This window comes from Tropicibacter naphthalenivorans (genome assembly GCF_900176475.1).
Lineage (GTDB): Bacteria > Pseudomonadota > Alphaproteobacteria > Rhodobacterales > Rhodobacteraceae > Tropicibacter > Tropicibacter naphthalenivorans.
Genome location: NZ_FWXX01000004.1, coordinates 242,455 through 261,856 on the forward strand (window position 1 = coordinate 242,455; position 19,402 = coordinate 261,856).

Consider the following 19,402-nt stretch of genomic DNA (forward strand, 5'->3'; position numbering starts at 1 on the left):
CTAGAAATCCTTCCAAACCGCGTCATTGCCCGCGCCGACGGCGACGGGCGGCGCGCTTTTGGACGGTTCGGGAATATCCCAAAACTCATCTGCCGGATTTTTGGACAGCGCAGGCGTGGACTTGGCTTGCGGATCGGGAAGGTAGAACATCTCATCACCGGGGTTCATGTTCAATCCGCTGAGCGCGGCTTGGGCGACACCGCCGCTGAACCGCGACAGCAGGTCGCTCAGGCGGGTGGCCTCGGTGCTGAGTTGCTGGCTGGCGGCGCTGGTTTCGCTGACCATGGCGGCGTTCTGCTGGGTCACTTTATCGAGTTCGGACACGCCAATGTTGATCTCTTGAACACCGCTGGCCTGTTCGCGCGCGGATACGGCAATGTCAGAGATCATGCCGGACACATCCGTCACGCTTTGCACGATGTGCCCCAAGGTTTCGGAGGTCTGCTGCACCAGCTTTTCCCCGTCGGCCACCTGTTGCGTGCTGTTGAGCACCAGATCCTTGATCTCGCTGGCGGATTCTGCGGCCCGTTGCGCAAGGTTGCGGACCTCGGACGCGACAACGGCAAAGCCTTTGCCGGACTCACCGGCGCGGGCGGCTTCGACCCCGGCGTTGAGCGCCAACAGGTTGGTCTGAAAGGCAATGTCATCGATCACATCAATGATCTGGGTGATCTGCTCGGACGACTTGGCGATCGAACTCATCGCCGCCAAGGCGTTGCCCATGACGACGCCCCCCTCTTCGGCGCGCTTGCGCCCCTCGCCCACCATCGAATCGACTTCTTCGGCGCGGCGAGCAGCCGATTGCACGCTTTCCGACAACTCATCCAGTGCCGCTGCGCTTTGTTCCAAGGTGGCGGCCTGCACTTCGGCGCGGCGCGACATCTCGTCGGACATCCCCGAAAGATCCGTTGCATTGGCTTGAACCGTCTCCGAGCTTTGCCGCAGCGATCCAACCAATTCCTCCAGGGCCGAGGCCAAGTTGTTGAAATCCGTGCAGAGCTTGACGTAGCTGTCACCCAGATCTTCCCATTCCTCGGCCTCAATCCGCGATTCAAGATCGCCGCCTTTAAGACGGCTCATCGCGTGACTGAAGGTCTGGAACAGATCAACCCGGCGGCTGTTTTCATCCTTGATGCGTGCGTTGACTTCGTCCGCCTCGACCAGCCGGTCCTTCAACACCAACAGGTCACGCGCGATATCGCCGATCTCGTCCTTGCGGTCCGTTCCAATCACCGAACACTCCAGCTGTTGCTGGGTGAGGCAGCGCACCGACTCCGACAAGCTTCCGATCGGCTTAGACAGCGCCCGCCCAAACAACCAAGCCAGGACCAAGGCGCCGACGCCCGCCATCGCAGCAACACCCGCGAGAACGAGTTGCGCCGTCTCACCGGCCCTTAAAGCGACCGGAATGGCCCCTTCGGCCGCCGCGTCTGTCGTCTCGCCAAAGCTGTCCAACTCGGCAATGGCATCGTCGAAAACCAGAGCCAAGGCATTGATCTCATTGCTTGCCTCTGCGGCGCTTGGCGCGACCTTGATGGCTGCCAACCATTGTTCCGCCGAGGTCAGCTCTGCGCGTACGCGGGCAACCTGATCCGAGATTTCAGCAGACCCAAAGGCGGCAAACGCCTCCGGTTTAGATGCCTCTAGCAGGTGCTCATACTCTGTGAGGAAATTCTCCCACGCGCCCTGTTCGCCAATGGCATGTCGCAACAAATGGATTTCAGCATGGCCCAGATCCAGTTCGAGATGCATGATGGCGTCGTCAATTTCCGCGAAGGTCGCCAGATCCTGCGCTGCCGCAATCATCGTCGACTTCATGTGCCAGCTGACGGCCACCACCATCGTTAACGCAAAAAACAAGGTAGCCGCGAACAAAGTGACCTGCGTTCCGATCTTGAACCTACCCATCGGTACCTCGTGCATCATTGGTAAAGGCAGCATTCGCCACCGGCTTGGACCAAAGTCCTAGCCCCACGAGGTAAACAAAACTTTCCGGATCGGCAGTTTTCCCTAGGAATCGCCAAATTTTTTCGAGTTTTGCGGTGAAAGCTTGGCCAATTGCACCGCAAGAATGCTGGCCGCGATGACCATGACGCCGACGAGATCGAGCAGGTGCAGGCCTTCGCCCAGCAGCAGTGCTGCGATTGCAACCCCCAGAAAGGGATTGAGAAAATGGAAGGTCGCGGCGCGGACCGCACCGATGCGATTCACCAGCAGCACCCAGACAAAGGTCGCCGCCAGACCCGGCACAAGCGTGGTATAGGCGAAGGCCGCAACCAGTTGCCACGACCAGCGCACCGCCACCTCTTCGAGCGTCAGAGCAAACGGCCAGAGGGCCGCGCTGCCGACCAGCATTTGCAGGCCGACCACCATCATGAAGTTGCCGCCAGAGGTCGCCCCGCGCAGGCTCAGCGTGGCCACGGTCAGGGCGATCACCCCGCCAACGCACAGCGCGACGCCCTGCCAATCCAGACCGGCGCTCATGCGGCCGCCCATGATCAGCGCCACGCCCAAGACGCCTGCGAACAGGCCTGCGACCGCTTGGGGGCGCAATTTATCGCGGAAAAACAGCCAGCCGGCCAAGGCGACCAGCAACGGCATCGTTGAGGCGATGATCGCCGCAAGCGACGCCTGCACCGTTTGCATCGCGACGAAGTTCAGGCCCAGATACAGCGCATTCTGGCAGACGCCAAAGATGATGGTTGCACGCCACTGCGCCCGCGTGAGCCGCCAGTTTTGCCGCAGGATCAAGGCGATCGCGACCGCCAACAGGCCCGACAATAGGAATCGCAAGGCCAAGGCCGACAGGGGCGGCGCCGCTGCGACGATGATCCGGGCCGAGGTGAAAGCCGATGACCACATGACCGCAAAGGCCAGCCCCATCAAAAGCGCGCGTATATCCATGTCTCAAGGCTTAGCATCTGCAGCGCAAAGCGAAAGCCCCAAGTGTGCCGCCGCTAACCTGTTCTTAACAGGTACCATGATAGGCACAGGATGCTTCCCAGCCTGTCCACCCTTTTCAGGACAGATTTTACCAGACGCGTCTTCTCCTCGCGTTGTGTCTTGGGGCCAAATCCAAGACGAAAAATGCCCCGCCGGTCGAAAGACAGGCGGGGCCAGTTAGTGCCCGCAGCATGAAGCGGGGCACCGGCGGTGTTCTTGAATTCTTGAATGCCTGAAAGGGACGGTTATTCCATCTCGGCGCGGATCTGCTGGCGCAGAATGTCGATCGGCACCACTTTGCCTTCGCGCTTGAAGCACCAGTAGGTCCAGCCGTTGCAGGACGGGGCGTTTTCCAGATGCGCGCCCACCTGATGGATCGAGCCCTTGATGTCGTCGCCGATCAGCGTGCCGTCGGCGCGAACCTTGGCCTTGTGGCGACCGTTCATCGACCACAGCTCTTCGCCCGGGCGCAGCATCCCGCGTTCGACCAGCGTACCGAACGGCACACGCGGCGCGGCGCGTTTCGACTGCGAGACCTGCAAGGCACTGGAATCAAAGGGACGGATGTCGGCGATGCGCTTTTCAGCCACCTCGCGGTAGGCCGCCTCGCGCTCGATCCCGACAAAGTCGCGACCCAACATCTTGGCCACGGCGCCGGTGGTGCCTGTGCCAAAGAACGGGTCCAGAACCACGTCACCGGGGTTGGTCGAGCCGACCAGCACACGATGCAGCAGCGAATGCGGTTTCTGCGTCGGGTGCGCCTTGTCGCCGTTGGCGTCCTTGATGCGCTCGCCGCCATTGCAGATCGGCAGAACCCAGTCAGAGCGCATCTGGATGCCCTCGTTCAGGGCTTTCAGCGCTTCGTAGTTAAAGGTGTACTTGGCGCCTTCGGATTTGGACGCCCAGATCATCGTCTCATGGGCGTTGGTGAACCGCTTGCCACGGAAGTTCGGCATCGGGTTCGACTTGCGCCAGACCACATCGTTCAGGATCCAATAGCCTTCGTTCTGAAGCGCCGAGCCGACCCGAAAGATGTTGTGATAAGAGCCGATTACCCAGATCGCCCCGTCGGGCTTGAGCAACCGGCGCGCCGCTTTCAGCCAGTCTTGGGTGAACCTGTCGTAGGCGGCAAAAGAGTTGAACTGGTCCCAGTGGTCGTCGCAGGCGTCGACCTTGGAGTTGTCGGGGCGATGCAGCTCGCCTTTCAGCTGCAGGTTATAGGGCGGATCCGCAAAAATCAGGTCCACCGAGCCTTCGGGAAGGCTGTTCATAACCTCGATACAATCGCCGGCCAAAATACTATTGAGCGGGAGGCCGTCAGCCCCCTTCAACTTGGTCATTTTCGTCATTCTCTGCTCTCTGTCCCCGGCCCTTTTTCGGGCTCATTGGTTGGGGATGAATCTGCGGAAAACTCGAATCACCGTCAATTTCTTTATTTAATCAGAGCTTTACGAATTAGTCTCGACACAAGATATCGCGTACGGGTTTGAACGAACGTCTATGGTGTGGGGTGACCCCCATATCTCGGAGTGCAGATTTGTGACATTTCGTGGGATAGCCGGCGTTTGTTTCCCAACCATAACCGGGGAACTGTGTCGCGATCTTTTTCATGACATCATCCCGCCATGTTTTCGCCACAATTGAGGCCGCCGCGATGCTGGGGGACCGGGCGTCTCCGCCCACGATCGGGGTCGCGGCGCAGGGCAAACCGACCGGCAGGCGATTTCCATCCACAAGGATATGCCCAGGTTTCTCCGGAAGGTTTTCCACAGCCCTTTTCATCGCCAAAAAGCTCGCCTGAAGGATGTTGATTTCGTCGATTTCCTCAACAGTCGCCTCGCCGATGCCCACCAGACAGCTTTGCTGGATCAGCGGCATCAGCAGGTCGCGGCGCTTGGCCGTCAGCTTTTTGCTGTCGTTGAGGCCGTCGGGGATCGCTTCGGGCAGCAGGATCACCGCTGCGGCCACCACAGGGCCGGCAAGGGGGCCACGGCCCACCTCATCGACGCCCGCGACGCGCAGGCCTTGATCCCAATAGGGCTGTTCGAGATTCGTGTTCAGAGCTGTCATAGCGCCCGACGAAACGCATCACCGCCCAAGAGTCGAGTCCCCTGCCCGTACGAGCAAGGGGGCTCTCAGCGGGCCGAAAAACCTATGCACAGGCTTATCCACATATCGGGCTGTGGGTATCCCCGGCAGCGCCCCGCCGAGGAGTCTCTTATCCGCCACAGGGGCGCGGTGCCTTATTAAAGCCGCTTTCAGCCGTCGGCAAACAGGCGTGGGCGCAGGATGCGCAGGGCCACCGCCCCCGCCCCCATGGTGCTGAGCACCAGCAGCAGCAGCCAACCGACCACCGGGATCAGGCTGAGCAACCCGACGCCCAGCGCGCCGATGCCCGCCGCCATGGCGCGCTCGCCGTTGGTCATGGGCTCGCCGCCGCCGAACCAGCCCAGAACCCAGACGCCCGCCGCATAGGTGCCCACGATATAGCCAAGCACCCACAGCACGATCAGCGCAAGGATCGACACCGGCGCGACGAACAGGCCGAACAGGGTCATTGCCAGCAAGATGGTCGAGCCGATCACCGCAGAGACCGTCACAAAGCCTGTCGCCAGCGCGCGGCCCGGTGTCCCCAGCACGCTGCGGCGCATCTCTGCCACGCCATGCGGCCAGATCACGGCAAGCAGAGCCCCGAGGATGGCGACCACCAGCACGCCGGACAAAAAGCCCGTGGGCAGCGGCTCTGGCTCTGGCGCGGGCTTGGGCAGGCCAGCGGCGGCGCGCTGATCCTTGGCGGTTTGGCCGAACAGGTCGGGGGCCAGAGGGTTGCCAGACAGGCCGCGCCGCTCGATTTGATCAGGGCTGGCGACGCTGTCGGGAATAGTAACGGTGTTCGCGACCTCTTCGTAGATGCGGATCGCGCCACCGATCCGGGCATCGGGGCCAAAGCGCACCGTGCTGGCGTGGAACACCACGTCCCCGGCGATTTCAGCGTCGATCTCGACAATCTCGCCGGTCAGCATGGCATTGCCGCCAATCGGGGCCGCGATGCTCATCTCCGAGGCCATGGCGCGCAGATCGCCGCCCACCTCGGCATTGACGCGCAGGCGCTGCGCCGCGGCCGACACATCGCCCGCCACCGGATCCGCGACCGTCACGCGCTGGCCCATGGCATAGACGTCGCCGGCCACCGCGCCCTCTATTTCGACCCAGCGGCCCGCCAGATGGGCGCTACCCGTAATCGGGTCGCGCAGGTCGACGCGTTCGCCCGCCAGAAAGACGTCGTCGCGCCCCTCGGCATCCATGACGATGCTGCGCCCGCCCATGTAGATGTCCTGGCCCACGGCCAATTGCTGGGCGGCCTCGTCAGCGCAGACCTGCCCCGCGACGCAAAGCGCCAGCAGCGCCCCGTAAAAACCTTTCATGAAAACCCCTTTCACCCGAATCTCGCACCGGTCATCTTCGGCGCAAACCTGTCAGGCGCATTGCGCGGGGTCAAACCGTTGCGGAAATCAGCGACAGGATGGCCACTTCGGGCGTGACCGAGCGCTGCGTCGTCCACATGTCCAGCCGCGCGCGTTCTTCGGTGGTCAGTTGCAGCTGCACGGGGGGGCCGGCGGCGGGGGTCACATCCTCTTCCCAGCCGGTGCTGCTGTCCATGGCGCGGCGCAAGGCTTGGCGGACCAAATAGGCCAAGGGCAGCGCCTCCCCCGAGGTGGCGATCAGCCGTTTCCGCAGGGTATCGGGCAGGTGTAAATCCATCATCTTTTTCGCGTCTCGCCGACTCATGTCTGCTCCTGGATTCGACCTTTCCATAAAAAGCTTAGCGTTTTCCTGCCCTCGTGCGAGACGTATTCCCTACTGCAAATGCAACCCTAACGTTAAACCAACAACAGGAGAACGAGATAGGAACATCGCAAAAGAAAAAGGGCGCCCAAAAGGACGCCCTTTCCTAGACTGTGAGCGGATGAACCGCCTGCCAAGAGGCAGGTGATTACATCATGCCGCCCATGCCGCCCATGCCGCCCATGTCGGGCATGCCGCCGCCTGCCGCGCCTTCTTTGGCGGGCTTGTCAGCAACCATGGCTTCGGTGGTGATCAGCAGGCCAGCAACCGATGCCGCGTCTTCCAGAGCGGTACGGGTCACTTTTGCCGGGTCGATCACACCAAAGGAGAACATGTCGCCATATTCGTCGGTCTGAGCGTTGTAGCCGAACTTGAGGTCGTCGGATTCGCGGACTTTGCCAGCCACGACGGACCCGTCGACACCTGCGTTCTGAGCGATCTGGCGCAGCGGTGCTTCGAGAGCAGCGCGCACGATCTGGATGCCGCGGTTCTGGTCGGCGTTTTCGCCTTCGACACCTGCCAGCACTTTGCCAGCCTGAACCAGAGCAACACCGCCGCCCACAACGATGCCTTCCTGAACGGCCGCGCGGGTCGCGTTCAGAGCGTCGTCAACGCGGTCCTTGCGCTCTTTGACTTCGATTTCGGTCATGCCGCCAACGCGGATGACAGCCACACCGCCGGCCAGTTTGGCAACGCGTTCCTGCAGCTTTTCACGGTCGTAGTCCGAAGAGGTCTCTTCGATCTGGTTGCGGATCTGGCCAACGCGGGCTTCGATCTCTGCCTTCTCGCCAGCACCGTCGACGATGGTGGTCTCGTCCTTGGTGATCTGAACCTTCTTGGCGGTGCCCAGCATGTCCATGGTCACGGACTCGAGCTTCATGCCCAGATCCTCAGAGATCACCTGGCCGCCGGTCAGGATCGCGATGTCCTGCAGCATGGCCTTGCGGCGATCGCCAAAGCCCGGTGCCTTGACAGCAGCAATCTTCAGGCCGCCGCGCAGCTTGTTGACCACGAGGGTCGCCAGCGCTTCGCCTTCGACGTCTTCTGCGATGATCAGCAGCGGCTTTTGCGACTGGATGACCTGCTCGAGCAGCGGAACCATCGGCTGGAGCGAGGAGAGCTTCTTCTCGTGCAGCAGGATCATGCAGTCTTCGAGATCTGCGGTCATCTTGTCGGGGTTGGTCACGAAGTAGGGCGACAGGTAGCCGCGGTCGAACTGCATGCCTTCGACGACATCGGTCTCGGTTTCCAGACCTTTGTTCTCTTCGACGGTGATCACGCCTTCGTTGCCGACTTTCTGCATCGCGTCTGCGATCTGACGACCGATTTCAGCTTCGCCGTTGGCAGAGATGGTGCCGACCTGAGCCACTTCGTCGGTGTTCTCGACGGTGCGGGCTGCGTCCTTGATGGCCTGAACCACTTTGGCGGTCGCGAGGTCGATGCCGCGCTTCAGGTCCATCGGGTTCATGCCAGCTGCAACAGCTTTCATGCCTTCTTTGACGATGGCCTGAGCCAGAACGGTTGCGGTGGTGGTGCCGTCACCCGCTTCGTCGTTGGTACGCGATGCGACTTCCTTGACCATCTGCGCGCCCATGTTCTCGAACTTGTCTTCCAGCTCGATCTCTTTGGCGACAGAGACACCGTCCTTGGTGATGCGCGGCGCGCCAAAGGACTTGTCCAGAACGACGTTACGGCCTTTGGGGCCGAGGGTCACTTTGACCGCGTCGGCGAGAATGTTCACGCCTTTCAGCATCTTGGTGCGGGCGTCGGTATCGAACTTGACGTCTTTTGCAGACATGTGCGTTCTCCTGAATGAATGTTGGGGTTTGAAGAAACGGCCGCCCTACGGCGCGCCGGGGACGTGCCTTAGGAAATGATCCCGAGGATGTCGCTTTCCTTCATGATCAGCAGCTCTTCGCCGTCGACGGTGACTTCGGTGCCCGACCACTTGCCGAACAGGACCTTGTCGCCTGCGCTCACGGCCATGGCGATCAGCTCGCCGCTGTCCTTGCGTGCGCCTTCGCCGCAAGCGACGATTTCACCCTCTGCGGGCTTTTCTTTTGCGCTGTCGGGGATGATCAGACCGCCTGCGGTCTTCTCGTCGCTTTCCACACGGCGCACCAGCACACGGTCATGAAGCGGTTTGAATGCCATCTCTGAGTTCTCCTGGCTCAAAGTTACTCCCTAGGTCCCTCGCTCATCGAGCAGACCATTAGCACTCACCTTGGTCGAGTGCTAACGGACGCAGAGTTAGGCAGCGTCCAAGCGCGAGTCAACGGGGGCGGGGCGGAAAATTTGCGCTTTGGTGAAGGAAATTTTTACACGGCTGTCAGTAGGCGTTTCATGCTGCACGGCAGCATCGCGGATCTTGTGCCTGGCGGCGCGGCGGATAGTGCCTGACTATAGTAAAGAGGTCCGGGCCATGCCCCTTTTCCTGTCGGCGCGCGGAACGCAGGGTTGGGCAAAACTTTTGACGCTATAGGCGCGCACCGCTTTTCATTCCTGACCATCGGGTCTAACCTGCGACCGTCTGCCACAGATCAGACCACCTGAAAGGCCCCCACATGCCCGCACCCCAAGCCGCGCCGCTGCGCAGCGCCCCGCCGCCCGTCCGGCAGCCCGACAATATGCGCGGGATTGTCCTGATGGCGCTTGGCTTTTTCGCCTTTGCCGCCTGCGATGTGCAGGCCAAAGTGCTGACGGAAACGCTGCATCCGGTGCAGATCGTCTGGCTGCGCCTGCTGGGGCTGTTCCTTGGCGTTGTGGTGATGATCGCCATGCGCGGCACGCATCTTCTGCGCACCAAGAACCCGGTGCTGCAAATCTCGCGCGGGTTGGCGGCGGTCGCCTCGGCGGTGTGTTTCTTGTTTGCGGTGCGCGACGTGCCGCTGGCGGATGCTACAGCGGTGTCGTTTATCGCGCCTTTCGTGGTGACCGTGGTGGGCGCGCTGGTGCTAAAGGAAACCGTCGGCATCCGGCGCTGGATCGCCGTGGCCATCGGCTTTGCCGGGATGCTGGTGGTGATCCGCCCCGGCCTTGGCGTGTTCCACCCGGCGATCTTTTTCGTCGTGCTGGCGGCCTGCCTGTTCGCCTCGCGGCAAATCCTGTCACGCTTCTTGGCGGGGGGCGATCCGGTGGCGACAACGGTGGCCTATACCTCAATCACCGCGACTCTGGTCGCCTCGCTGTTGCAGCCGTTTTTCTGGGAAACCCCGCAGGGTTGGGGCGTCTGGGCCGTCATCTTTGGCATGACCGTCTGCTCGGCCCTGGGCGAAGTGCTTGTGATCCGGGCGCTGGACATGGCGCAGGCGGTGGTCCTTGCGCCGCTGCACTATTCGCTGATCATCTGGAGCACGCTTTACGGGTTTTTGGTGTTCGGCGATCTGCCCGACGGTTGGACGCTGTTCGGCTGTGCGGTGATCGTCGCCTCGGGGCTGTACACGCTGCACCGCGAGCGGTTGGCGATGGCTCAATCCTCCAGCGAATAACCCCAGTGACGCAGTCCTTCGCGGCCCTCGGACGTCAAGGCATAGACCCCGGTTTCGACCTTTTCGAACCAGCCGTAGTGGTTCGAACGCATGATCGTCGTGGCCTGTTTCACCCCGGTGGATTTCGCCACGTCCTGCCCGCGTGACGGCCCTGCCCCGGTCAAAAAGCGCGCACAGGCCAAGGCGTCCTGCCGATAGCCGGTGACGATGCCGTGGCGAGTCGCGCCGCCCTCGTTCGGGTCGCCCCGCAGGCGTTGGAACTCTCGCAGCAGGCGGGCTTGTTTCACCTTGCTCTTGCGCGGGGCAAAAGGACCGGGATCGCAGTGCACCTCGACCGTCTGATCCTCGCGCACGGTGATAAAGCCCAGACCCAGCCGGCGACACAGCGACAGGTTGTCTTTCAGCGCCCGCCGCGCCGTTTTGCCGGTGGGTTTGGGCACGGCGATATAGACATGATCGGTCACCGCCAGCCGCGCCACCGCCTGATGAAACAGCGACAGGGTGATGCGCAGCTTGAGCTCGACAATTACCGGCGGCGCGTCCTCGCGCATGGCCACCAGGTCCGCCGCGCCGACTTCGCCTTTGACCTCATAGCCTTGGCGCAACAAGAACGCCTTGACCGGCGCGTAAAGTTCACTCTCCCGCTTCATGGCGTCAGCTTTAGCGTCGTTCTGGGGCTTGTCCAGCGCGCGCGGGTTCTAAATGATGCCCCGGCACAACCGGAGAATTTTATGCGTCGCTTTTTACTGACTTTTTGCTGCCTGCTGGGGCTAAGCACCGCTGCGGGGGCGACCTGCACCGGCCAAGATCTGCGCGCGACGCTGACCCCCGAGGATGAAGTCTTTGTGGAACAAAGCCTTGGGCGTACGCCTTTTGCCACGGGCAACCATTGGAAAGCGGTCAAGGATGACGAGGAAATCCACCTGATCGGCACGATGCACCTTGCGGACCCGCGTCTGGACGGGCCGTACACGCGGCTGCGTCCGTTGATCCAGAATGCCGGGGTGCTGCTGCTGGAAATGACCGCGACCGAGCAGGCCGAGATGGAACAGACCCTCGCCAGCCGGATGGATATGCTGATCTTGCAAGGCAGCTCGCTGCCCGATCTGATGGACGAGGACGACTGGCAGATGCTGTCCGCCGCGATAGAGGCGCGCGGCCTGCCCCCCGTCATGGCCGCCAAGCTGCAACCGTGGTACGTGTCGATGCTGCTGGCGGTGCCCGCCTGCCTGCAAGCGGCGCTGACGGAAAAGAATGGCCTCGACGCGCGGCTAGAGGCGTTGGCCGACGTCAGCGAAGTGCCGACCCGCGCGCTGGAGCCGTTCGACACCGCCTTGGATGCCTTTGGGCAGGTGCCGCTGGACATGCAGGTGAAGGTGATGCTGTCCGCCCTGACCGGCCCGCAGGTGGGCGAGGATATGTTCGAAACCCTGCTCGCGGGCTATTTCGAAGAGGCCCACGCCGAGATCCAGATCGTGCTGGAATTGCTGTCGCCCCGCCTGACTCCCTTGGACGAAAGCGAGTCGCAACAGGTCTACCAGATGTTCACCGAAACGTTGATCAACCAGCGCAATCAGGCGTGGATTCCGGTGATCCTTGACGCTGCTGCCCAGACCGACGGCCCGGTGGTCGCCGCCTTTGGCGCGGGCCATCTGAGCGGCGATCAAGGCGTGCTACAGCTGCTGGCCGATCAAGGCTTTGTGCTGACACAAGAGCCGTTTTAAGCGTCTCGCAGGGCTTGCAGGCACGGGCTTTGCCGTCATAGTGACCCCGCAAGGGACGACGAAAGGGCGCAAGATGCTGGCGGGCAAACGGATACTCTTGATCATCGGCGGCGGGATTGCCGCCTATAAATGTCTCGAACTGATCCGCCTTTTGCGCGGACAAGGCGCGCAGGTGACGCCCGTGATGACCCGCGCCGCCGAGGAATTTGTGACGCCTTTGAGCGTGTCGGCGCTGGCGGGCGAAGAGGTCCACCGCGATCTGTTCGACCTGACCAAAGAGGCCGAGATGGGCCATATCCAGCTGTCCCGCGTGGCCGATCTGGTGCTGGTTGCGCCCGCAACCGCGGATTTGATGGCCAAGATGGCGGGCGGGTTGGCCAACGATCTGGCCTCGACCCTGCTGATGGCGACCGATACGCCGGTGATGATTGCGCCTGCGATGAATGTGCGCATGTGGGAGCATCCGGCGACCCAGCGCAACCTTAAGGCACTGCAAGGGGACGGGGTGCGGGTGATCGGGCCGAATTCCGGCGATATGGCCTGCGGCGAGCATGGGCCGGGGCGGATGTCGGAGCCCTTGGAGATTGTCGAGGCGTTGCGCGCTGCGCTGGCGGCGAGGCCTTTGGCGGGCAAGCGGGTGCTGGTGACCTCTGGCCCGACGCATGAGCCGATCGACCCGGTGCGCTACATTGCCAATCGGTCGTCGGGCGCGCAGGGGACGGCGATTGCCAATGCGTTGCGCGACTTGGGGGCCGAGGTGGTCTTTGTCACCGGTCCCGCCGACGCGGCGCGGCCATTGGGTGTGCAGGTGGTCGAAGTGGAAAGCGCGCGCGAGATGCGCGAGGCGGTGCTGGGCGCTTTGCCGGTGGATGCCGGGGTGTTCGCGGCGGCGGTGGCCGATTGGCGGGTGGCCTCCGCGTCAGACAGCAAGATCAAGAAGGTCAACGGCGCGCTGCCGGTGCTGGAGTTTGCCGAAAACCCCGATATTCTGGCCGAGGTGTCGCAGATGGGCGACGGGCGGCCCGGTCTGGTTGTGGGGTTCGCCGCCGAGACCGACGACGTGCAGGCCCACGCCACCGCCAAACGCAAACGCAAGGGCTGTGACTGGATTGTCGCCAATGATGTCTCGCCCGAGACGGGGATCATGGGCGGGTCCGAGAACGCGGTTTTGCTGATCTCTGAAGAGGCGGTCGAAGAATGGCCGCGCATGGGCAAGGCCGAGGTCGCAAAGAAGCTGGCGGAGCGCATCGCCGAGGCGTTGAGCGCGGGGTGAGCGCACTGCAGTTTGGATATTTGGAAAGAGAAGAAGCCATGGTCGAGATCATCTTTGCGTGGGACGCCGGGGCCGATCGGTCTTTGGGCTTGCCGGCCTATGAGACGGCGGGGGCCGCGGGGGCCGATGTGCGGGCGAACCTGCCGGATCGCGGCGAGGTTGTGCTCGAGGCCGGGGCGCGGGCCTTGGTGCCGACGGGGCTGCGGATGGCAATTCCTGAAGGATACGAGGTGCAGTTGCGGCCTCGGTCCGGGTTGGCGCTGAAACATGGGATCACTTTGCCGAACAGTCCCGGCACGATTGACAGCGATTATCGCGGGCCGTTGGGGGTGATCGTGATGAACGCCGGGAGTGAGCCGTTTGTGATCCGCCATGGTGAGCGGATTTGCCAGATGGTGGTGGCGCCGGTGGTGGTGGCGTCCTTTGCGGTGGCCGAGGAATTGCCCGAGACCGTGCGGGGGAGCGGCGGGTTCGGCTCGACGGGGCGCGACTGATGGGCTTGGTGCTGGGGCTTTGCCTGTTGGTTTACGCCTTGGGCGCGGTGATGCGCGCGCCGGTGCGGCTGCGCTGGGGCGTGATTTGCGGCATCCTTGGCGTGGTGGTTTTGGCCCAGCTGGTTTTGCCTGAGGGCAACGGGCTGCGGGTGGCGACCGGCGGGCGTGCGGCCCCTTGGCTGATCTTGCTGGGGATTGCGGCCTTGGTGCTGCTTTACCGCATGGGGCTGGGCAAGTTACGAAACAGGGCCGAACAAAAGGAGCCGCCTGTGACCAAGCCCGAGGGAACCTTCGCCGATGGCGAGCTGGACCGCTATCTGCGCCATATCGTGCTGCGCGAGCTGGGCGGGCCGGGGCAGAAAAAGCTCAAGCAAGCCAAGGTGTTGGTGATTGGCGCGGGGGGCCTTGGGTCGCCTGCCCTGCTGTACCTGGCGGCGGCGGGGGTTGGCACCATCGGGGTGATCGACGACGATGAAGTTGACGTGGGCAACCTGCAACGGCAGGTGATCCACCGCGATCAGGACATTGGCGAGCCGAAGGTGTTCAGCGCCGAGCGCGCCATGAAGGCGGTCAATCCCTACCTTGAGGTGCGCCCCTACCAGCGGCGTTTGACGAGCGACATCGCCGAGGATCTGATCGGCGACTATGACGTGGTGCTGGACGGGACCGACAATTTTGACACGCGCTATCTGGCGAACCGGATTTGCGTGTCGCAGGGTAAGCCGTTGATTTCAGGCGCGCTTAGCCAGTGGGAGGGGCAGGTGTCGGTGTTTGATCCGGCCCATGGTGGCCCCTGCTACCAGTGCATTTTCCCCGAAGCGCCCGCCGAAGGGCTGGCCCCGTCCTGCGCCGAAGCGGGCGTGCTTGGCCCCCTGCCCGGCGTGGTCGGTTCAATGATGGCGGTCGAGGCGGTCAAGCAGATCATCGGCGCGGGCGCGGTCTTGCGCGGCGAGATGCTGATCTATGACGCGCTGTGGGGCGAGACCCGCAAGATCGGGCTGAAGAAACGCGCCGACTGCCCGGTCTGCGGGTGAAGCTGCCGCTGGATCATCCCGCCTGGGGGGCGCTGTTCGGCCCTTATGGCGTACAGGATGTCCCCGGCGTTTTGCGGGCGTTGAGCGCCGAATGGCACACCGATCTGGCACGCGATCTGTTCTGGGAAAAGCTGCACCATCAGGAAACGCTTTACCCCGTGACCTGGGCCGCCTTGCCGTGGCTGCTAGAGATGCCCGCGCGGCGCGAGGTGCTGGAGTTCGCGTCTTGGGTGCTTTACTGCGCGGGCTACGCCTTGCACGCCGGGGATGGCATGGCCTTGGTCTTGGCCGAGGCCTGTTGCGGGGGCAATTCCGCGCCCGCTGACACGTTGCGGACGCAGTACGGGGCCGAGATGGCCGCGCTGGCCGATTGGGCGCGAAAGACCGCGCCGCTGATCGCCGAGGATTGCATCACAGAGGCGCAAACCCATGAGAATTGTGGATATTTGCTGGTGGGACCGGCGGCGCTCGCCAAGGCCAGCGAGCTTGCAATCGCCCTTCAGGGCGCGCCTTTGTACGAGACGGAGGTGATCTGCCTCGACTGCGGGCAGGCGCATTACGGCTTTCCCGGCGCAGACGGCTATACCTTTGAGGCGATCCCAGAGGACACCCCCACCGGCCCTGCCGCACAGGCCGATCAGCAGCGCGCCTTTGCCCGCACTTTGGCCGACCGGCTGGATGGCCAGCCCTCCATCGCTGCCTATCTGCGCCGCTGGGCCGGGTTTTCCTGCTGCGCCAAGGCGTGATTTACCAAATCTAAATCCCGCTCCGACAGCGTCGCCGATTGAAGCCCGCCGCGCGCACGCCTAGCTTAGTCCCAGACGTAGGAGACCCCATATGACCAACCCCTTGCTGTCCGATTGGGACACGCCGCACGCGCTGCCGCCCTTTGACCTGATCAAGGACGAACACTTTGCCGAAGCCTTTGATCAAGGCATGGCGCAGGATCTGACGGATGTGAAAGCCATCGCCGAAAACCCCGATGCGCCGACCTTTGAAAACACGGTCGAGGCGTTTTTCCGCACCGGCCCGCTGCTGAGCAAGGCGGCGGGGGTGTTCTACAATATCTCGGGCGCCGACAGCACCCCTGCACGCGAAGCCTTGATGCGCGATTATGCCCCCAAATTCGCGGCGCATGGATCGGCGATCTACGCCAACAAGGCGCTGTTCCAACGGATCGACACGCTGTGGCAAGCGCGCGACACGCTGGACCTGACAGATGAGCAGGCGCGCGTTTTGATGCTGTTGCATCGCGGGTTTGTCCGGGCGGGTGCGTCGCTGGAGGGCGACGATGACGCACGGATGAAGGAAATCACCCAGCGGCTGGCGGCGCTTGGGACACAGTTCACCCAGAACCTGCTGGCCGATGAGCGCGACTGGTTCCGCCCCATGGCCGAGGACGAGATGCAGGGGCTGCCCGGCTTTCTCGTGAACGCCATGACCTCGGCGGGGGCAGAGCGCGAGGCAGGTGGCCCGGTGCTGACCTTGTCGCGGTCTATCGTGGTGCCGTTCCTGCAATTCTCGCCGCGCCGCGACCTGCGTAAAATCGCGTTCGAGGCATGGGCCGCGCGTGGCGCCAACGGCGGGGCCACCGACAACCGGGGCATCGCTGCCGAGACGCTTTCCTTACGCGAAGAGCGTGCCAAGCTGCTGGGCTACCCCGATTTCGCGCATTTCAAGCTGGAAACCGAGATGGCCGGTGAGCCCGCCGCCGTGCGCAAGCTGCTGAATGACGTCTGGGCCCCTGCCCGCGCCGCCGCCGTCGCCGACGGGGCCGAGCTGGAAAAGATGCTGCACGCCGATGGGATCGACGGGCCGCTGGAGCCGTGGGATTGGCGCTATTACGCGGAAAAGCGCCGCAAGGCGCTGCATGATTTGGACGAGTCCGAGGTCAAGCCGTACTTCCAGCTCGATCGCATGATCGAGGCGTCTTTTGCCTGTGCGCAGCGCCTGTTCGGGCTGGAATTTGCGCCGCTGGACGTGCCGCTGTACCACCCCGATGCGCGCGCCTGGGAGGTGTCGCGCGGCGGCGAGGTCATCGCGGTGTTCATCGGTGACTACTTCGCGCGCGGGTCGAAACGCTCTGGGGCGTGGTGCTCGGCCATCCGGTCTCAGCGCAAATTCCCCGACACGCGCATCCCGCACGTCGTGAACGTGTGCAACTTTGCCAAGGGGGAGCCTGCGCTGCTGTCCTATGACGACGCGCGGACGTTGTTCCACGAATTCGGCCACGCGCTGCACCAGATGCTGTCGGATGTGACCTACGAGATGGTCTCTGGCACGTCGGTGGCGCGCGATTTCGTCGAACTGCCCTCGCAGCTGTACGAACACTGGCTGGAGGTCCCCGAAGTCCTCGCGGAATTTGCCACCCACGCCGAAACCAGCGCGGCGATGCCGCAGGACTTGCTGGACAAGGTGCTGGCGGCGGCGACCTATGACATGGGCTTTGCCACGGTGGAATACATCGCCTCGGCCATGGTCGATCTGGAGTTCCACAGCGGCAGCGCGCCCGCGGACCCGATGCAGAAACAGGCCGAAGTGCTAGAGGCCATGGGCCTGCCCCGCGCCATCACCATGCGCCACGCGACGCCGCAATTCGCGCATGTCTTTGCCGGGGATGGATATTCTTCGGGCTATTACAGCTACATGTGGTCCGAGGTCATGGACGCCGACGCCTTTGCCGCCTTCGAAGAGGCGGAGGGCGCGTTCGATCCGGCGATGGCGAAACGGCTCGAAGAGTTCATCCTGTCCAAGGGCGGATCGCAGGACGCCGCAGAGCTGTACACCCAGTTCCGGGGCAAGATGCCGGGCGTCGATGCGCTGCTGAAAGGGCGCGGGCTGGCGGCCTGATCTATTTGAAGGCCTCGCAGGGGTCGCCTCGGTCCACCGGGGCGGCCTCTTTCAGGGCGTTGAAAACCCCATCCGGCGCGCCGCGACCAGCTTCGCCCTGCCCCAGCGCGTAGATGTGCAAATCGGGCGCGGCGAGGGTCAGCGCGGCGGGTGCACCCCAGTCCATGCGCGCGTGGCCGTTACCGGTGATGACCACGACGGGGCCGCCGGTGTCGGTGTGTGCCTTCAGCGCTTGGCGCGCCAGCTCGGCGTCCCTAAGCCGTTGAATATCCACCATCATCGGTAGCATCTCGGCGGGCAGCGCGTCACAATGCGCCGCCATCTGCATGGCCTCTCGCGCGGTTTGCTGATCCTCGGACAAGGCCTGATCAAGGCCGAACTGCGCCGCATCCGCCCCGAACACCTCGGCGATGGGCGTTTGCATCACGGCGCGCGCCTGATCGCGCGGGATGGCCGCGCCGTAATGGGTCGCTTCATTGGCTGCGTCGAACACCGGGGCGTAGATCGCAAAATCGGGCCAACCGCTTTCTTCCCATTGTAACAGGTCGCCCAAATCTTGCGCGTCGGGCGTGACCCGCGCCGCTTGATCGGGCGTGAGCATCTCCCAGACGACGGCCTTTGGCACGACTTGCGTGATGATTTCGGCCTGTTTCAGGTGGTGCGCGGGGTTGTCGTGGACCTCGCCCAAGAACAGCACATCCGCGCCAAAACCCCCGTCAGCATGGGCTGCGGGGGCCAGGAAAAGCGCTAAAATCCAAGCATATCTCATGCGAGGAAGTGTTGCACCTCGCCGGACTGCGCTTCAAGCGCCTTGCGCATTTTCGTAAATGCCGCCGCCTCCAGCTGGCGGACACGCTCCTTGGACAGGCCTAGCTCGGTCCCGAGGGATTCCAGCGTCCGCGCCTCGTCGCGCAATTTACGTTCGCGTACGATAAAGCGTTCGCGCTCGTTCAAAGACCCCATCGCCGCGACCAGCCAGTCGCGCAGCTGGGCGCGGTCGTGGTCATCCTCAACGATCTCAGAGGCTTGCGCATTGTCATCCTCTAGGGTGTCGATCCACTCGCGGCCCTCATCCTCGACCGACTGCGTCGCGTTCAGGGAATAATCGGACCCGCTCAGGCGCCCTTCCATCATCTCGACGTCACGCAGCGGCACACCGATTTCGGACGCAATCATGTGACGTAACTGATGCCCGTCGAGCTTTTGCCCCTCGGCGGCGGCCTCGCGTTCGATCCGGGCTGCGACACGCTTCATGTTGAAGAACAACGACTTTTGCGAAGAGGTCGAGCCGGTTCGCACCATCGACCAATTGCGCATCACGTAATCTTGGATGCTCGCCTTGATCCACCAGACCGCATAGGTCGAAAAGCGCACGCCGCGATCGGGGTCAAACTTGTCAGCGGCCTTCATCAGGCCCAGACCCGCCTCTTGGATCAGGTCATTCATGGGCGCGCCATAGCGGCGGAACTTGCTTGCCATGGAAATCGCAAGCCGCATATAGGCGGTGATCAGGCGATGCAAAGCGGCTTCGTCCCGGTGATCGCGCCACGCATAGGCCAGCGCCAATTCTGTCTCGGCATCCAGCAATTCTGCCTTCATGGCTTTGCGAGAAAAGCTCTGGTCGGAATTTGCATCTAGTGCCATCGGCGGTTCCCCATTCTAGCGCCCCGTTCAGGTGGGGCTTTGACAGGTATTACGCACGAACCCGCCGATTGGTTCATTTTCGGCGTGGATTTTTTTCGAGTGCCCG

18 protein-coding genes are annotated in these 19,402 nt (G+C 63.0%); 7 read left to right on the top strand and 11 right to left on the bottom strand.

The features are described 5' to 3' along the window. The 8 genes from B9A11_RS11020 to B9A11_RS11055 form a co-directional block, all read right to left on the bottom strand. Window positions 1-1,908, bottom strand: a complete 1,908-nt coding sequence (locus tag B9A11_RS11020; RefSeq protein ID WP_058247582.1) for a methyl-accepting chemotaxis protein — start codon at window positions 1,906-1,908, stop codon at window positions 1-3. 102 nt (window positions 1,909-2,010) lie between these two features. After that, entirely contained in the window at window positions 2,011-2,904 is an 894-nt protein-coding gene (locus B9A11_RS11025; RefSeq protein WP_058247583.1) for a DMT family transporter, read from the bottom strand. Window positions 2,905-3,188: 284 nt separating this feature from the next. Next, the gene (locus B9A11_RS11030) at window positions 3,189-4,292 is read right to left on the bottom strand and encodes a site-specific DNA-methyltransferase (protein WP_058247584.1); all 1,104 of its coding nucleotides are present in this window, start codon (window positions 4,290-4,292) and stop codon (window positions 3,189-3,191) included. Window positions 4,293-4,398: 106 nt separating this feature from the next. After that, window positions 4,399-5,013 (bottom strand): ribonuclease HII, encoded by a 615-nt coding sequence (locus B9A11_RS11035; protein ID WP_058247585.1) that lies wholly within the window; start codon window positions 5,011-5,013, stop codon window positions 4,399-4,401. A gap of 188 nt (window positions 5,014-5,201) precedes the next feature. Next, entirely contained in the window at window positions 5,202-6,368 is a 1,167-nt protein-coding gene (locus B9A11_RS11040; protein ID WP_058247586.1) for a hypothetical protein, read from the bottom strand. 70 nt (window positions 6,369-6,438) lie between these two features. Then, a complete protein-coding gene (locus B9A11_RS11045; RefSeq protein ID WP_143595857.1) occupies window positions 6,439-6,732 on the bottom strand; it encodes a hypothetical protein in 294 nt (97 codons plus the stop codon). 205 nt (window positions 6,733-6,937) lie between these two features. Further along, a complete protein-coding gene (gene groL / locus B9A11_RS11050) occupies window positions 6,938-8,587 on the bottom strand; it encodes a chaperonin GroEL (protein ID WP_058247588.1) in 1,650 nt (549 codons plus the stop codon). A 68-nt stretch (window positions 8,588-8,655) separates the two neighbouring features. After that, window positions 8,656-8,943 carry a co-chaperone GroES gene (locus B9A11_RS11055; RefSeq protein WP_058247589.1) on the bottom strand — a complete coding sequence of 96 codons (288 nt, stop codon included), beginning with the start codon at window positions 8,941-8,943 and terminating at the stop codon, window positions 8,656-8,658. 410 nt (window positions 8,944-9,353) lie between these two features. Here B9A11_RS11055 and B9A11_RS11060 point away from each other — a divergent pair, with 410 nt between their 5' ends. Beyond that, a complete protein-coding gene (locus B9A11_RS11060; RefSeq protein WP_234988799.1) occupies window positions 9,354-10,277 on the top strand; it encodes a DMT family transporter in 924 nt (307 codons plus the stop codon). Here B9A11_RS11060 and B9A11_RS11065 read toward each other — a convergent pair. Then, window positions 10,259-10,927 (bottom strand): DUF2161 domain-containing phosphodiesterase, encoded by a 669-nt coding sequence (locus B9A11_RS11065; protein WP_058247590.1) that lies wholly within the window; start codon window positions 10,925-10,927, stop codon window positions 10,259-10,261. The genes B9A11_RS11060 and B9A11_RS11065 overlap by 19 nt on opposite strands. An 81-nt stretch (window positions 10,928-11,008) precedes the next feature. Here B9A11_RS11065 and B9A11_RS11070 point away from each other — a divergent pair, with 81 nt between their 5' ends. The 6 genes from B9A11_RS11070 (at window position 11,009) to B9A11_RS11095 (ending at window position 17,652) form a co-directional block, all read left to right on the top strand. Next, on the top strand, window positions 11,009-12,001 hold the full coding sequence (locus B9A11_RS11070) for a TraB/GumN family protein (protein ID WP_058247591.1): 993 nt from the start codon (window positions 11,009-11,011) through the stop codon (window positions 11,999-12,001). A 73-nt stretch (window positions 12,002-12,074) separates the two neighbouring features. Further along, on the top strand, window positions 12,075-13,274 hold the full coding sequence (gene coaBC / locus B9A11_RS11075) for a bifunctional phosphopantothenoylcysteine decarboxylase/phosphopantothenate--cysteine ligase CoaBC (RefSeq protein WP_058247592.1): 1,200 nt from the start codon (window positions 12,075-12,077) through the stop codon (window positions 13,272-13,274). 38 nt (window positions 13,275-13,312) lie between these two features. After that, window positions 13,313-13,768 carry a dUTP diphosphatase gene (gene dut, locus B9A11_RS11080; protein ID WP_058247593.1) on the top strand — a complete coding sequence of 152 codons (456 nt, stop codon included), beginning with the start codon at window positions 13,313-13,315 and terminating at the stop codon, window positions 13,766-13,768. Next, on the top strand, window positions 13,768-14,802 hold the full coding sequence (locus tag B9A11_RS11085; protein WP_058247594.1) for a HesA/MoeB/ThiF family protein: 1,035 nt from the start codon (window positions 13,768-13,770) through the stop codon (window positions 14,800-14,802). Before dut ends, B9A11_RS11085 begins: the two co-directional genes overlap by 1 nt. Further along, window positions 14,799-15,548 (top strand): hypothetical protein, encoded by a 750-nt coding sequence (locus B9A11_RS11090; protein ID WP_058247595.1) that lies wholly within the window; start codon window positions 14,799-14,801, stop codon window positions 15,546-15,548. Before B9A11_RS11085 ends, B9A11_RS11090 begins: the two co-directional genes overlap by 4 nt. 91 nt (window positions 15,549-15,639) lie before the next feature. Next, window positions 15,640-17,652 carry a M3 family metallopeptidase gene (locus tag B9A11_RS11095; protein ID WP_058247596.1) on the top strand — a complete coding sequence of 671 codons (2,013 nt, stop codon included), beginning with the start codon at window positions 15,640-15,642 and terminating at the stop codon, window positions 17,650-17,652. Window position 17,653: 1 nt separating this feature from the next. Here B9A11_RS11095 and B9A11_RS11100 read toward each other — a convergent pair whose 3' ends face one another. Together B9A11_RS11100 and B9A11_RS11105 are read right to left on the bottom strand one after the other, a co-directional pair. Beyond that, entirely contained in the window at window positions 17,654-18,421 is a 768-nt protein-coding gene (locus B9A11_RS11100; protein ID WP_058247597.1) for a ChaN family lipoprotein, read from the bottom strand. Further along, the gene (locus tag B9A11_RS11105) at window positions 18,418-19,296 is read right to left on the bottom strand and encodes an RNA polymerase factor sigma-32 (protein ID WP_083499837.1); all 879 of its coding nucleotides are present in this window, start codon (window positions 19,294-19,296) and stop codon (window positions 18,418-18,420) included. The genes B9A11_RS11100 and B9A11_RS11105 overlap by 4 nt, the downstream gene beginning before the upstream one ends. Window positions 19,297-19,402 lie beyond the last annotated feature (106 nt).